Origin of the sequence: Sporolactobacillus putidus (assembly GCF_014647035.1) — a bacterium.
GTDB lineage: Bacteria > Bacillota > Bacilli > Bacillales > Sporolactobacillaceae > Sporolactobacillus > Sporolactobacillus putidus.
Genome location: NZ_BMOK01000015.1, coordinates 21,665 through 35,817, shown reverse-complemented (window position 1 = coordinate 35,817; position 14,153 = coordinate 21,665). Strand labels below are relative to the sequence as shown.

Annotated in this window: 14 protein-coding genes; 1 reads left to right on the top strand and 13 read right to left on the bottom strand. The window is 46.5% G+C overall.

What is annotated here, in order from left to right; all coding sequences use genetic code 11:
- Positions 1-61: 61 nt before the first annotated feature.
- The 4 genes from dat to IEX81_RS14025 form a co-directional block, all read right to left on the bottom strand.
- Positions 62-919: a D-amino-acid transaminase gene (dat, locus tag IEX81_RS14040; protein ID WP_188804457.1), complete on the bottom strand. Its 858-nt coding sequence runs from the start codon at positions 917-919 to the stop codon at positions 62-64.
- Between the two features lie 109 nt (positions 920-1,028).
- Positions 1,029-1,871 carry an SGNH/GDSL hydrolase family protein gene (locus tag IEX81_RS14035; RefSeq protein WP_188804454.1) on the bottom strand — a complete coding sequence of 281 codons (843 nt, stop codon included), beginning with the start codon at positions 1,869-1,871 and terminating at the stop codon, positions 1,029-1,031.
- A complete protein-coding gene (locus IEX81_RS14030) occupies positions 1,816-2,337 on the bottom strand; it encodes a GrpB family protein (RefSeq protein WP_188804540.1) in 522 nt (173 codons plus the stop codon). Before IEX81_RS14030 ends, IEX81_RS14035 begins: the two co-directional genes overlap by 56 nt.
- Before the next feature lie 164 nt (positions 2,338-2,501).
- Entirely contained in the window at positions 2,502-2,621 is a 120-nt protein-coding gene (locus tag IEX81_RS14025; protein ID WP_188804451.1) for an FbpB family small basic protein, read from the bottom strand.
- 210 nt (positions 2,622-2,831) lie between these two features.
- On the opposite strand from IEX81_RS14025, the gene IEX81_RS14020 reads away from it, so the two are divergent.
- Entirely contained in the window at positions 2,832-4,205 is a 1,374-nt protein-coding gene (locus IEX81_RS14020; protein WP_188804448.1) for a dipeptidase, read from the top strand.
- 303 nt (positions 4,206-4,508) lie between these two features.
- Here the strand turns inward: IEX81_RS14020 and acnA are convergent, their stop codons facing one another.
- The 9 genes from acnA to sirA form a co-directional block, all read right to left on the bottom strand.
- On the bottom strand, positions 4,509-7,250 hold the full coding sequence (gene acnA, locus IEX81_RS14015; RefSeq protein ID WP_188804446.1) for an aconitate hydratase AcnA: 2,742 nt from the start codon (positions 7,248-7,250) through the stop codon (positions 4,509-4,511).
- A gap of 149 nt (positions 7,251-7,399) precedes the next feature.
- Entirely contained in the window at positions 7,400-8,128 is a 729-nt protein-coding gene (locus IEX81_RS14010) for a GntR family transcriptional regulator (protein WP_188804443.1), read from the bottom strand.
- Positions 8,125-8,877 carry a glucosamine-6-phosphate deaminase gene (gene nagB, locus IEX81_RS14005; protein WP_188804441.1) on the bottom strand — a complete coding sequence of 251 codons (753 nt, stop codon included), beginning with the start codon at positions 8,875-8,877 and terminating at the stop codon, positions 8,125-8,127. Before nagB ends, IEX81_RS14010 begins: the two co-directional genes overlap by 4 nt.
- Entirely contained in the window at positions 8,874-10,049 is a 1,176-nt protein-coding gene (gene nagA / locus IEX81_RS14000) for an N-acetylglucosamine-6-phosphate deacetylase (RefSeq protein WP_188804439.1), read from the bottom strand. Before nagA ends, nagB begins: the two co-directional genes overlap by 4 nt.
- A 106-nt stretch (positions 10,050-10,155) precedes the next feature.
- Positions 10,156-10,998 (bottom strand): DUF72 domain-containing protein, encoded by an 843-nt coding sequence (locus tag IEX81_RS13995; RefSeq protein ID WP_188804437.1) that lies wholly within the window; start codon positions 10,996-10,998, stop codon positions 10,156-10,158.
- Between the two features lie 59 nt (positions 10,999-11,057).
- The gene (locus IEX81_RS13990) at positions 11,058-11,534 is read right to left on the bottom strand and encodes a CcdC family protein (protein ID WP_188804538.1); all 477 of its coding nucleotides are present in this window, start codon (positions 11,532-11,534) and stop codon (positions 11,058-11,060) included.
- Positions 11,535-11,628: 94 nt separating this feature from the next.
- Complete coding sequence (locus IEX81_RS13985) at positions 11,629-12,552, bottom strand: Gfo/Idh/MocA family protein (RefSeq protein WP_229727628.1); 924 nt, start codon at positions 12,550-12,552, stop codon at positions 11,629-11,631.
- A gap of 741 nt (positions 12,553-13,293) precedes the next feature.
- A complete protein-coding gene (locus IEX81_RS13980) occupies positions 13,294-13,506 on the bottom strand; it encodes a YneF family protein (RefSeq protein WP_373292388.1) in 213 nt (70 codons plus the stop codon).
- A 38-nt stretch (positions 13,507-13,544) separates the two neighbouring features.
- Positions 13,545-14,027, bottom strand: coding sequence for a sporulation inhibitor of replication protein SirA (sirA, locus tag IEX81_RS13975; RefSeq protein WP_188804431.1), 483 nt, complete (start codon positions 14,025-14,027; stop codon positions 13,545-13,547).
- Between the last annotated feature and the right edge of the window lie 126 nt (positions 14,028-14,153).

Genomic DNA, 14,153 nt, shown 5'->3' with positions numbered 1-14,153 from the left:
GATTTATACCGTCCGCTTCTAGCTTGGACCTATAAACGAGAAAAGAGTTACGCCCGGCGTATCAGGACAAAGCTGCTGTCCTGATCCGTGTAACCTCCTTATCAAATGCATCCATCAGCCGCCCGGCAATCACACCCGGCCGGCCTCCCGCAATGAGCTGATCGCCGATCTGGACAACCGGTTTGACTTCAGCACCGGTACTGGTAATAAAAACTTCATCAGCCGAAAGGAGCTCTTCTGTTGAAAAGAGCCGTTCCTGAACAGGAATGTCCAGTCTCTCTGCCAGATCGAGTACAAAAAGGCGTGTGATGCCGTTCAAAATAAAGTGGTCTGCGGGATGAGTGATCAGCCGTCCCTCTTTTACAATGAACACATTACAGGACGATCCTTCGGTAACCGTGTCCCCACGATGGAGAATCGCCTCTTCGGAACCTTGTTCGTGGGCCTTCTGCTTCGCAAGCACGTTCCCAAGAAGATTAAGCGTCTTAATATCGCATCGCAGCCAGCGGATGTCATCAATCAGACTCGCTTTTATCCCATCCGGTCTCAACGCATCTTCACGCGACAGGCTGATTGCAGAACCTGTCAGTACACTTTCCGTTTCTTCCGGAAAAAGATGCTGACGGGGAGCGGCGCCGCGCGTGATTTGAAAATAAACGAGTCCGTCGTCAATCTGATTTTTTGCGATCAGCGTTCTTAGATTATCTGTCAGATGGTCGATACTGTACGGCAATTGGAGCCTCAATTCCCTTGCGCTCCTCTCCAGCCGTTTCATATGCAAGTCAAGTAAAAACAAACGGCCGCCATAGACCCTGATTGCTTCATAAATACCGTCTCCGAACTGGTAGCCTCTGTCCTCCATATCTACTTTCCCCTGATCCCGCGACAAAAACTGATCCTGATATAAAATCGTCGGCACAGCCCAATCCCCCTCATTGAATGATAAATTTTTTCTTCTTATGAAGATAGTATATTCTCTATATTCGAAACAAACAATGCCTTTCCCAACGCATCCGTTCCCTGAAACATTATGGATTCTTTGTCATGAACTGCAGCAGCCGTGAAGACAGTCTGATATAACCTTCTTTATTCGGGTGAAAATGATCCTCGTACAGAAGGGACTGCCCTTTACCGCGAAAAATATCAAATGTCGGTATAAAAGCAATATGATTAAACTTTCCGGCAATCGCCCGGCTGTTGTTATTCCATTGATTGAGAATTGGAACAAAATCCCGGTTTGCGTTGCCAAGATAGTTTTCAAACGGATTGTACAAGCCGAAGAAAAATATAGGGGCGTAAGGATTCAGCCGGCGTATTTCGGTAAAAATCTCATTCAGATTTGAAGAAAATATTTTTTCCCGTGCTGAAAAATCACGCGGCTGCAAATCCATGAAGTTATCTCTCAGAACGTGAACGAGATCATTGCCCCCGATCGTCAGAAATATCGTATTCGACTGCCTGATGTTCTCCGCGACATCCGGCCGTTTCAGCACTTTTAACAAATCTCCCGATGTGTCTCCGACATGTCCGAAATCTTTAAATGAGACCGATTTAACATTCTTTTGACTTTTGAGAGACGCTGCCGTCAATCCGACATAGCCATTGCTTGCCTCGCTGCCAACGCCTTCGGTCAGCGAATCGCCAAGAGCCGTGATCCGATAAGACAGCATCGGCTTTTTTTTCTGCTGCGGAGCTGTTTTCTGGTGCGATGAATAGTGATAGATTCCATAGCTCCCGGCGGAGATCAGCGCCAGGAGCGCTATGATAAGTATGACAGTCTTCTTAATCGTTCTGCACCCCTCTAACCCTTTCTCTTTATTCGCTATACCACCATTGCAATGCCAGTTTCTCGATTTTTTCAGCGGCCGCATCTTTTCCGATACAATAGCTCTGAATGTCGTTTGGAAACTGAGACGCAAGCTCCTGTTTCAGCGCACTGTAAAAGTCTGCATCCTCCTTATGCGTCGCCAAATAATCGCGGAAGGCAAGATGACGGATCACTTCTTCCGTGCCAGCTGCAAAAACGTGGACATGAACGAGGTGGCTGCCCTCCGCATCCGTTTTGCAAAAGTAGCGTCGCCCTTTGATGCCGTATTCACCGAATGCCTCATAACCGATCTTCGACATCGGCTCGTTTTTTTTATCAACCTCATTAAGATCGCTGACCTCTGCAAGAATATCAATTGTCGGTTTTGCAGCCACGCCCGGAATCGCTGTACTGCCAATATGATGAATGGCGGCGATTACAGGACTTAGAACGTGCGAAAGCCGGCCGGCTTCCCTTTCATAAGCTTGTTTCCATTCATCCTGAAAAGGTATGACGACAATATGTCGCATTATCAATTGGCTGATCTCTCCCCTCAAGATAGCTTTTTTCTTTTTGCGGATATAAAATTCGAGTCGATACCATTTTAGCACAGGGTGGATCGGCAGATAGGATTTATTTTTGAAAACAGGACAACAAAAAAACAGCGGGTTGCCGCTGTTTTTTTTGATCGCTTTTATTTTATGACATGCCTTTGATCAATTTTTTCTTCAATTTTTTCCAATGCTTTTTCATTTCGAAGAATTTCAGATTTGTTTTTCAAAACCAGGTCTTTGAAAGTATTTTTTCTTTTCACCGTTCTCCCCACCTTTCACTACTCATTCTACATTTTCAGCATAAAGCTTTAAACATACTTTTTGTAAAATATGTGAATACTTTATTATATTTATATTTTTCCCTGTATTTCATTTATTAAACCCTCTCCAATTGCCGGTATTTCTGTTTATCACGAAACAAAACTATCTGATACAATAAAGAAGTCAGATTAATGTTAGGAGGCTTTTCCATGGATGAACAAATTAATTCTTATTTGGAAAAAAATCGTTCGCTTTATTTGAAACAAATGACCGATTTTCTCTCCATTCCAAGTATAAGTTCAGATTCGACGCATAAGGCCGATGTAAGAAGGGCGGCTGAATGGCTGGCCGGCGATCTGAAAAACGGAGGCATGGACCATGTCCGGCTCATGGAAACGGCGGGTCATCCGGTGGTATATGGCGATTATTTGAAAGCGGAGGGAAAGCCGACCGTTCTTGTTTACGGACACTACGATGTCCAGCCTGTCGATCCGATTGACAAATGGAAAACCGAACCGTTCAAGCCCGTGATTAAGAATAATATTATCTACGCACGAGGCTGCAGTGATGATAAGGGACAGGTTTTCATGCTGGCCAAGATGGCCGAATCCATTCTCGCCGTAAAAAAAGAGCTGCCTGTGAACATTAAATTCTTTTTTGAGGGGGAAGAAGAGATTGGGAGCGCTCACCTCAACGATTTTGTTGATGACCATCTCGATCTTTTAAAAGCCGATGTGCTGCTTGTCTCAGACACGACCATGGTCGGGCTGGATCAGCCTGCGGTATGTTACGGCCTGCGCGGTCTTTGCGGCCTGGAAGTCCGGCTCCAGGGGGCAAACGGTGATCTGCATTCGGGGGTCTACGGTGGAGCGGTTCAGAACACTTTGCATGCGATGGTTGAACTTCTTGCCACGCTGCACGACGATAAGACGGGCAAGGTAACGGTAAACGGTTTTTACGATCAGGTCCGGCCGCTAAGCAGCGAAGAGCGTGCGACGTGTGAAAAGCTTTCGGATGACAAAGCCCTGATGAAACAGCTTGATCTCAACGCTCTTTATGGTGAAGAGGGTTATTCGACGGTAGCCAGGATCTGGGCGCGCCCGACGCTCGAACTGAATGGTCTCTTTGGCGGATTTCAGGGGGAAGGACTGAAAACCGTCATTCCTTCGACCGCAACGGCAAAGATTACTTGCCGTCTTGTTCCGGATCAGGATCCTGAAGTGATTGGCAGCCTGCTTAAAAAACATTTTGAAAAACATCTTCCGGTCGGAGTAAAGCTGGATGTCGTTCTAATGGATCATGCCGAGCCCTTCGTCATGCCGCTCGACCATCCGGCTTTAAAAGCGGCAGACGCCGCACTTGAAGATGCCTTCCGGCTTAAACCGGTTTTTTCACGTCAGGGAGGATCCGTTCCCATCGTTAACACTTTTCACGATAAACTCGGACTTGCACCCGTCCTCATGGGTTTTGGACTGGACAGTGAAAATTTTCACGCACCAAACGAACATTTTCACCTTGTCAACTTTGACCGCGGCTTGAGAGCTTTGATCGCTTTTCTTTACTTTCTTCCCGAAAAAATGTAAAGAACATGCTCTGCTTGGATAAAAAAGGAGTGAGCGGCTTTGCCCCCTCACTCCTTTTTTATATACAGGAACAGGGACTGTCCTTATGGACAGTCCCTTAATGAAGAAGACTGAAGACGCTGATTCAGGCTTTTCGAATCATCATGTTCAGAGACGCTTTTTTCAAAGGCACAAAGGACACATTGAATCTTTCCAATGGAAATCCTCTCTCTGATTAACCATTCGAATGTCTATAAGCACCTGTTGTCTTCTTCGTTTATTATTTTGCCCGCTCATGCAAAAAACATACACACCGGGAGAAAATTATCCATTTTCCTTCAGCTTTCGACGCAAAACAGTTTGCAGAATACCGCCGTTACGATAATAATCGATTTCAACTTCGCTGTCGAAACGAACGGCCACCTCGAAAGGTATTACTTTCCCGTCTTCGGAAACCGCTTTTGCCTGTAGTGTCTGCCCAGGCTTAACTCGTTCATCCAGGCTGATACTAATGGCCTCTTTCCCGGTCAGTCCAAGCGAATCGGCGCTGTCCCCTTTCTTGAATTGCAGCGGCAGAACGCCCATCATGACCAGATTGCTGCGGTGAATCCGTTCAAAACTTTGCGCAATAACAGCTTTGATACCGAGAAGATTTGTACCTTTTGCGGCCCAGTCCCGTGAACTGCCCATTCCGTAATCGTTCCCAGCTAATACAATCAGTCCGGTTCCATCCTGTTTGTATTTCATCGCCGCATCGTAAATCGTCATCACTTCTCCCGTCGGCCAATACGTCGTAAAGCCGCCCTCCGTTCCGGGAGCTATCTGATTGCGGATCCGGACATTCGCGAACGTCCCGCGCATCATCACTTCGTGATTGCCGCGCCGCGAACCGTATGAGTTAAAGTCATAACGCTGAACGCCTTTTCCGAGCAGGTACTGTCCCGCAGGGCTTTTCTGGGCAATAGCACCGGCCGGAGAAATGTGATCCGTTGTTACGGAATCCCCGAACTTTCCAATGACACGCAGATTCTCAAGCGGCCTGATTTCATTTAGATCGGCAGATAGATTTTCAAAGAACGGCGGGTTCTGAATATAGGTTGAATCCGGATCCCATTCATACAGTTCGCCCTCGCTCGTCTGAATGGCATTCCAGCGCTGATTCTCGCTGAATACGCGGGAATACTCCTTTTTAAACATTTCCGGATTGACAGACCGGCCCATGACTTCCGCAATTTCATCGCGGGACGGCCAGATGTCTTTGAAATATACGTCATGACCGTCTTTGTCTTTTCCGAAAGAATCGTGCATCATATCGAAATGAACAGTCCCGGCAAGCGCAAACGCGACAACAAGCGGCGGTGAGGCCAAGTAGTTGGCCCGGATCAGCGGATGAATCCGCCCTTCAAAGTTGCGGTTGCCGGAAAGAACCGCTGAAACCGTCATGTCATGATCAACAATAGCCTTCTCGACCTCTTCAGGAAGAGGACCCGAATTGCCGATACATGTCGTGCAGCCATAACCGACGACATTAAAGCCCAGTTTTTCAAGATAAGGCGTCAGTCCCGCTTCAGCCAGATAATCCGTAACCACCTTTGATCCCGGTGCGAGGCTTGTTTTGACATAGCTGGGAACTTTGAGCCCCTTCTCAACCGCCTTTTTCGCAACGAGGCCCGCTCCGATCATGACGCTCGGATTGCTTGTATTAGTACAGCTTGTAATTGCCGCGATGACAACGGCACCGGTTTCCAGAATTGTTTTGCTTCCGTCCGGATAGTCGACCGTCGCTTTTTTACCGATTTCACCGGCGTCCAATCCGAATCCATGATTGCCAGCGGCACGGGTCAGCGAAGCTTCAAATTCATCTTTCAGTTTCGTCAGCTGAATTCTGTCCTGGGGACGTTTGGGGCCTGCCAGTGACGGCTGCACCTCCGACAGATTCAATTCGATTACCTTGGTAAAATTCGGATCCTTTGCTGCTGGCGTGTAGAACAAACCGTTTTCCTTGCAGTAATCTTCAACGAGCTGCACCTGTTCTTCAGGACGCCCTGTCAGTCTGAGATAATCCAGAGTGACTTGATCAACCGGGAAGAAAGTCGCCGTGGCACCGTTCTCGGGAGACATATTTGAAATTGTCGCCCGATCCGCGAGTGACATATGCGAGAGGCTTGGCCCGAAGAACTCGACAAACTTTCCGACAACGCTCTCTTCGCGAAGCAGCTGGGTCACCTTCAACGCAAGATCCGTTGCCGTTGTTCCTTCGGGCAGGCTCCCGGTAATTCTGATCCCTATAACATCGGGAACGGGAAAATAAGAAGGCTGGCCGAGCATGCCGGCTTCGGCTTCAATTCCGCCTACGCCCCAGCCGAGAACGCCAATTCCGTTAATCATCGTTGTGTGTGAGTCTGTTCCGACGAGTGTATCCGGAAAAGCGATCAGACTGCCTCCTTCCTCTGTCTCGGTGCGAACAACCGACGCCAGATATTCGAGATTGACCTGATGCACAATGCCGGTGGCTGGAGGAACCGCCCGGAAATTTTCAAATGATTTCTGTGCCCATTTAAGAAATCTGTAGCGTTCTCCGTTTCTTTCAAATTCCCGTTCCATATTGAATTTCAAAGCGCCGTTCGTGCCAAAACGATCGACTTGAACCGAATGGTCCACAACAAGATCCACCGGTTTCTCCGGATTGATTTTTTCAGGATCGCCGCCGATATCGGCCATCGCTTTTCTCAGGGAGGCCAGATCGACAACGGCAGGGACTCCGGTAAAATCCTGTAAAATAATACGGGCTGGATTAAACGGAACGTCGATGCTCTTATTTAATTCCGCTGTTCCCCATTTTGCAAGATTTTCCACGTGTTCCTTTTTAATGACCGTTCCATCGCACTGGCGTAAAACCGCTTCCAATAGAACCTTAATTGAATAAGGCAAACGTTCGAGATCTCCGAAATTCTCCAATGCATCCAGTTTGTAAAAATAATATGTTTTTCCGCTGCTTGAAAACTTCCTACGGGCGTTAAACAAATCCTTCTGCCTGGCAGCTTTTTTTTCTGTCACTGTTGCCATCTTGTCACCCTCTCTATAATTTGACTCTCAAAACAACCGTTTCTAATACTATATTAAATGAATCTTGTAAATAAGTAAATTTTTATTATATTATCTGGAACGATAAGTTTTTCTTATCAATATCGTCAATTAACCCCTTATATTCCTTTTTATTCTCTTGGCAGGCGAATCATGAACTTATAGCGGTCAGCCCGATAAAGAGACCTGGTATATTCCAGCGTCTTACCGCCCGCAAGGTAGGCGCAGCGCTCAATAAGCAGTACAGGGGACCCTTTCGGAACATCAAGAATGGCCGCTTCTGCCGCAGTGACAAGAACAGCTTCCAAAGATTGATCGGCATGGTCGATAGTCAGTCCGCATTCTTTTTCAATGTAATCATACAGGGACTGGTTAGACGCCTGTCTGGTCAGACCTGGAACCAAGCTGGCAGGAATGAATGTCGTTTCAATGGCCATCGGACGATCGTCGGCGAGGCGCGTCCTTTTTATTGCATAAACCTCTTCTCCTTCCCCAAGTGAAAGTCGTTTGACTACACTTGCCGGCGGACGTATTTTTTGAAAATCAAGGAGCTTGCTGTCGGGTTTCATACCGCGATTGATCATATCTTCTGAAAAACCGCTCAATCCATTCAGCGACTTTTCGATCTTTCGCTGCCCGGAAACGAAAGTTCCTTTGCCCTTCCTGCGCAGAAGAATCCCGGCATTGACCAGATCCATGACAGCTTGGCGAACGGTCATTCTTGAAACCTGGAACTGTTCCGTGAATTCACGTTCGGAGGGGATGCGGTCTCCCTGCTTTAAATTTTTGTTTTCGATTAAATCCTCGATATATTTTTCAATCTGATAGTACATCGGGACCGGTGACCGCCGATCAATCATGCATCGCTCCCCACTTTCCTTTTTGCGGCAGAGATTGCAGCTGCGTCTGCAATGACAGTCACGTTCGGATGACTGATCAGAGCCGATGCCGGAAAGTTGGAATCCGGTTCCGATCCGGCTAGAAGCCTGCTCATCGCTTCAGCTTTACTTGGCCCCGAAACGAGCAGGAGGATGGCCCTGCTTTTCAATATGGTACCGATGCCCATGGTTATCGCCCTTTCGGGAACTTCCTGCACGCTTCCAAAGAATCGCGCATTGGCCTGCCGCGTCGATTCTGAAAGTTTAACGACATGCGTGCCGGCATTAAAAGCGGTGCCGGGTTCATTAAATCCGATATGTCCGTTTCTGCCAATTCCAAGCAACTGAAGATCGACACCGCCCAGATTGTCGATCAAGCGATCATAGTCTTCGCATTCTTCATTCAGTGAAGCGGCAGTCCCGTCCGGAAGAAAATGCTGTTCTGAAGGGATATTGACATATTGGAAAAAATGGGTCTCCATATAAGTATGATAGCTGTTCGGATCTTCAGGCTTCAGCCCCGCGTATTCATCCAGATTTACCGTACGGACTTCACGATAATCCGTCCCGTTTTTCCGATGATCGAGAGCCAGGAGGCGGTAGGTTCCTTCCGGTGTGCCCCCCGTTGCAAGCCCGAGCACGGCGGAAGGTTTCAAACGAACAAGATCAATGATCATTTCTGCCGCTCTGCGGCTCATTTCCTCTTGATCAGCTACAGTCAGTATTTTCATCGTCCTACAGTCCTTTCTTTTTGATAAGATACTATGCCACTGCAAACAGTCATCACTAATTGATTGTTCCCATCCAGAATAATAAAATCCGCGTCCTTGCCGGGCTCAAGCGAGCCTTTCCGATCGAATACGCCGCACTGGATTGCAGGGTTGATTGCGCCCATCTGAACAATATCTTCAAGGGTCGCATCAGTGAAGGACAGCATATTTCTTAAGGCCTGATCCATTTTCAATACACTGCCGGCGATCGTTCCCGATGACAAAACAGCGAGTCCGTCCTTAACGTGCACTTTCTGCCCGCCCAAATCATAAACACCGTTCTTCAGGCATTTTGCCCGCATCGCATCCGTGATCAGAATCATCCGGTCGCTGCCCTTCAGTTTATAGGCAAGATTGACCATACCCTGGCAAACATGGCGGCCGTCGGCAATCAGTTCGGTATAAAGTTCATGATGCAGCAGTGCGCCGCCGAGGATACCGGGCTCACGATGATGCATGCCCCTCATGCCGTTGTATACGTGAGTGACCTGTGTTGCCCCCGCGTCAATGGCCCTCAGGACATCCTCATCGGTGCCGTTGCTGTGTCCGATCGAAGCGACAACCCCCCGGTCGGCGAGATGCCGGATCATAGACAGCCCGCCGTTAAGTTCAGGTGCCAGAGTGACTTCTCTTATTTTATTTCCCGTAAGTTCCTGCCACTTGTCAAAGCACTCGACATCGGGATCCGTAATATACTCGCTCGGCTGCGCTCCCGCCTTTTCACTACTGATAAAAGGGCCTTCAAGATGAATACCGAGTATTTCCGCTTCGCCCGCCTTCTGATGCCCAATCACATTCGATGCATTTTTCAGTGCCGCTTCAATCGCATCCTTGGATTGAGTGATGGTCGTTGCAAGAAATGAAGTCGTCCCTTCTTCGGGAAGTGCCTCAGCTATCGTGCGCAGTGCTTCGGGAGTGGCGTCCATTGTATCCGCACCGTTTGCACCGTGAATGTGCATATCAATCATCCCGGGAATACACTTAAATTCAGATGGAAAGTGATAAGCCTCATCTTCACTAAGATTCAGCGACCGACCAACCGAAATAATTTTCCCATCATCAAATGCCAGGCTCCCATTTCTGATCCAGTCATGTTCGGAATAAATAGAGCAACCGTTAACGCTTTTCGCCATTTCTCTCGCTCCCCTTTTTCTTTCATTTTAGCATGAATAATAACATAATGTCTAGACAACTAGACGTAATGGTGTACACTATTTCTAGGCGGAATCAGAACACTTCTTACACTTCAAAAAAACCGAGCTGTTTCTGAGCGAGTCCGGAGTAATTGATCCCAAGCAGACGAATCATTTGCTTTCCATTATCCGCTGCGTCCCCTCCGGAATTGTTATTAAACAGGACATAAACGTCCTTTGCCTTCCTCTCGAGATCAATTAAGCGCGATTTCCATTCCTCAAGTTCAGCTCTGTTATAGCGGTAAAGGCAGCGCAGCTTGCGCCAGTTCGGACCGTGATTCAGCCATCCCGCCGTATTTCGCCCATGCATGCGGACAAGCACCCGATCTCCCCAAGCGGCAGATACAATTGGAATAGAACCGGTTTCTGTCTGCGGTTCGTCACAAACCGTGTGAATCCATCCTTCTTTTTCCGCAAACTCCAGCGTTTTCTCTTTCATCCCTGCTGAGAACCAGCTTGGATTCCGGAACTCCAGAGCAACGGGTATCCCCTTCATTTTTTCTTTAGTGTACCTGAGCCTGTCGATGTTTTTCCTCGTACAGTCGAACCACGGCGGATATTGAAATAAAATCACAGCACATTTTCCCGACTGAAGCATTGGGCCGATTGATGCTTGAAAAGCGTCAAACATTTCACCGATATTTTTAAAATTCGACTTGCCGCGCAGATGCCCGGTAAGTCCCTGGTAAGCTTTAACTATAAACTGGAAATTATCGGGGGTTTCCTTCGCCCAGTTTACATAATTTTTTTCTGGTAAAATTGCATAAAATGAACTGTCACATTCAACAATGGGAAAATGGCTGCTGTAGCTCTCAAGCTTTGATGCCTGTGTTTCCGATTCATAGAGGCTTGGATGATCGCCCCATCCTGTCAGGCCGATCCTGATCATCGCTCTCCTCTCCCTTCTGTAATAAACGAAACCCCCGTTATAAACGGGGGACTGCCTGCTCACGCATTCGATTCAGCGCCCCGCTCTTTTGCCAGCTTTCGATACATGATATACATGGTTAAACGCCACGGCAAAATCATTCCAAATGCAAGGATAAAGAAAAACGATGCGGTCTGAGGAAGACTGACGCTCTGTTCCAGAACGAGTTTCATGATTGTGCGGAGCACCAGCAATCCAATCAAGATAAACGCGAATGCTTTGGACCGTTTCAAATAAACATCATCGCCCTGCAGCTCGAATCTTGATGTTTTAATAAGAAACAACGAAAAAAAGGTTCCGATCAGAAATGCGACGATCACTTCCCAGTAAGGAATCCATGTGCTCTGTTCAATAAACATTAGAAATCCGGTAGACATAAAGAGCGGCGGAAGCAATATTTTTTTTGCGTTTGTCGGTTTCTTTGATGCTTTAAGCCGGATCACAATCACGGAACCTGCCATCAAGATACCGATCAACAATCCGATGATCGCAGCTATTTTACTCACCTTCTCAACTTCAGAAATCTTACAACCCAATTATATCGAACTCGAATCGTGAATAAAACTCTTTCGCCCCGATCTGCCTGTCATTCTATTTCTCATTGTTTCCGAGTTCAATAGTCTGAACGATCTTTTCGCAGATACGATGCGTCTCAAGCGCATCCCGTTTGGCTATGGGTTCATCGCCGCCCTCAGCGACCGCTTTAAGGAAAGCCTCGACGATTTGTTCAAAACCGCGTTTATGAAGCATGGGCGTCCAGTCTCCAAAATGTTTAATCGTTTTGGCTGTCCCTTGAATGCTCTCGATAGAAGACAGATCACGGACAACATATTCACTTTGCGGTGACATCACCTGAAGAAATTCCTGACTAGCCCCGCTTTTTCTGCTCATTATTGCGACTGCCAGCCTACCGCCGGCATGAAAAACGACAGTAAGTTCTGTGTAGAAACCCTCCCGGTTTTTTGTCGCGTGAACAGTCATTGTATCAATGGGGCTGGCCAAAAGAAACCGGACAGTATCGACAACATGAATAAAATCGTCAAAGATGAACGTTCTGATATCTTTCGGATCATTGACACGGTTCTTCTGATACACTATCATCGATTTTTCGGGAACTGACGATACTTCAAGATTATAAGGTGCAAAACGGCGGTTGAAACCGGTCATCAGGAGTACTTTTTTATTTTCTGCAATCTCCGTCAGTCTCTTTGCCGTCTCATAATGATCGGCGATTGGCTTATCCGTATAGATGGAAATGCCTTTATTCAGCAATTTTTCAATAATCATCGGATGTGCCGTGGTTGCAGCATGAATAAATACAGCTTCGACACCGCTTTCAATTAATCGATCAAGATCATCATAAAAATGTGTCCAACGGTAACTGGCTTGAATCTGTTCCAGCGTCTCTCTGTTTCTTGTACAGAAGTGGCATTCCACTCCGCTCAGCCCGGCATAAATCGGAAGATAAGCCTTTCTCGCAATTGAGCCAATGCCGATAATTCCAATCTTAAGCATAGTCATCGCTTCCTTGTCTGATATTGTTTCAGCCTTATACTAAGATCTCTGCCTCATCCGGAACACAAAAAACAGACCAGCTTTGAGCGTTTGACGCCGGTCCGTTTGAGTTATCATGCGAAGCATCTGCTCGTTGAATTTATAAAAAAACTAGAATGTATTTGCGTCAAGAAAAATATACCATTGATGAAATTATAAGTCTATTAATTTTTAACACTTTTAGAAGGTTGATGAATCAGCTTGCCCCAGTCATTTCATTTCACAATGTTGTACTGTATATAGTCCGACGATCATCAAATATCTCTGTCGTTTTGTCAGCTTTCTCCATGCTGAAACGTTAACAACCATGTAATCACTTCCTTTGTATTGTGATCGTTCACGTACGCTTAAACATACCGTCGACCCTTGTCCTATCAAATTGCATCTGTTTTACTGTATACGAAATCTGATGTTTTTATGTCTTAAGAATTCCAAAAGTTCTAAGAGCCTTTTTAAGACCAGAGAGCCGGGAACTGAAATTGAAAATCAGCATGCGCTTCCGTGGTTTCATATGAATCCCATAACGAAAAATCACCACTTTCTGCCTGACTATTCCCAGCAGTAAATGGTGATTAAACAAGGTATATCTCAACGATTTACCTCAAAAAGCCTTAACTTCCAATGAAGAGTTATTAATCAAATTAAACGGCAAACTGACTTTCCCAGCTATGTTGCCAAAAGCCCCTCTTTTCATGGGCTCTTTTATTTCATTTGATTGTTGATCGCTTTCATCATTTGATTGATCTTTTTTTGCGATGGATGCTGGCCCATTTGAGTCATCATCACGCGAAGCATCTGTTCATTGATCGGCGGATTCTTCTTCAAATAGCTCATCATGTATCTCCGTGCGATGAAAAAGCCGAGAACCAATCCGACGGCCAGGCAGACAGCGCCCACTAATATATATAGCCACAGCATATGCCTGTTTCCTCCTTGTGTCAAATATCCATACATCAGTGTACACTATCGCGTGAAATCAGGTCAACCTTACTTTGGAGGAAATCTGCATTTTTTATAGGATTCAGCCAGGCGCATTGTCTCCTTTGAAAATCTATCGCTAAAAAGTGTCCGTCCAGCTTCCGCAGAACCTCAAAAAATGTCACTTCCATGTCTGAAGTTCCTTGCGCTGTCATTTTCAATTCCCGGTCCCGAAGTTCTAATACAGCTTCGCTATATGGCCTCCTGCTTTTCAAATAATGAATCGGATCTTCATATGTATACTCGGGCATGAAACTGCAGGCCGTCTGAAGCTGCATTCCGAAGCGGCGTACGTCCAGATGGTGAGAAATATAACAAACCTGTCTGTACATCACTTCTTTCAAATGTTTATCCTGAGCGGAACGACAGTCCTTAAACAATCGAAACAGTTTTTCTTCCTTACCGAAATAATGTTCTGAAATACTGTCTTTAATCAGGTAAATGTGATAGCTGCGCATTCGCCCTCCCCCCTCATGCAGCATGTCTGCCTTCTTAAGGAAAAAGATGGTCAGACATCAGAAAGTAATCAAAGATGCAGTTTATATGCCGCACTTGATAGAAGCTATATCGGAACAAAACAACAA

Bases quoted from the DNA above. Each gene is read 5' to 3' on its own strand.
- IEX81_RS14035 (WP_188804454.1), bottom strand. From the start codon at position 1,871: ATGCGGCCGCTGAAAAAATCGAGAAACTGGCATTGCAATGGTGGTATA.
- IEX81_RS14030 (WP_188804540.1), bottom strand. From the start codon at position 2,337: ATGCGACATATTGTCGTCATACCTTTTCAGGATGAATGGAAACAAGCT.
- IEX81_RS14020 (WP_188804448.1), top strand. From the start codon at position 2,832: ATGGATGAACAAATTAATTCTTATTTGGAAAAAAATCGTTCGCTTTAT.
- acnA (WP_188804446.1), bottom strand. From the start codon at position 7,250: ATGGCAACAGTGACAGAAAAAAAAGCTGCCAGGCAGAAGGATTTGTTT.
- IEX81_RS14010 (WP_188804443.1), bottom strand. From the start codon at position 8,128: ATGATTGATCGGCGGTCACCGGTCCCGATGTACTATCAGATTGAAAAA.
- nagB (WP_188804441.1), bottom strand. From the start codon at position 8,877: ATGAAAATACTGACTGTAGCTGATCAAGAGGAAATGAGCCGCAGAGCG.
- nagA (WP_188804439.1), bottom strand. From the start codon at position 10,049: ATGGCGAAAAGCGTTAACGGTTGCTCTATTTATTCCGAACATGACTGG.
- IEX81_RS13995 (WP_188804437.1), bottom strand. From the start codon at position 10,998: ATGATCAGGATCGGCCTGACAGGATGGGGCGATCATCCAAGCCTCTAT.
- IEX81_RS13985 (WP_229727628.1), bottom strand. From the start codon at position 12,552: ATGCTTAAGATTGGAATTATCGGCATTGGCTCAATTGCGAGAAAGGCT.
- sirA (WP_188804431.1), bottom strand. From the start codon at position 14,027: ATGCGCAGCTATCACATTTACCTGATTAAAGACAGTATTTCAGAACAT.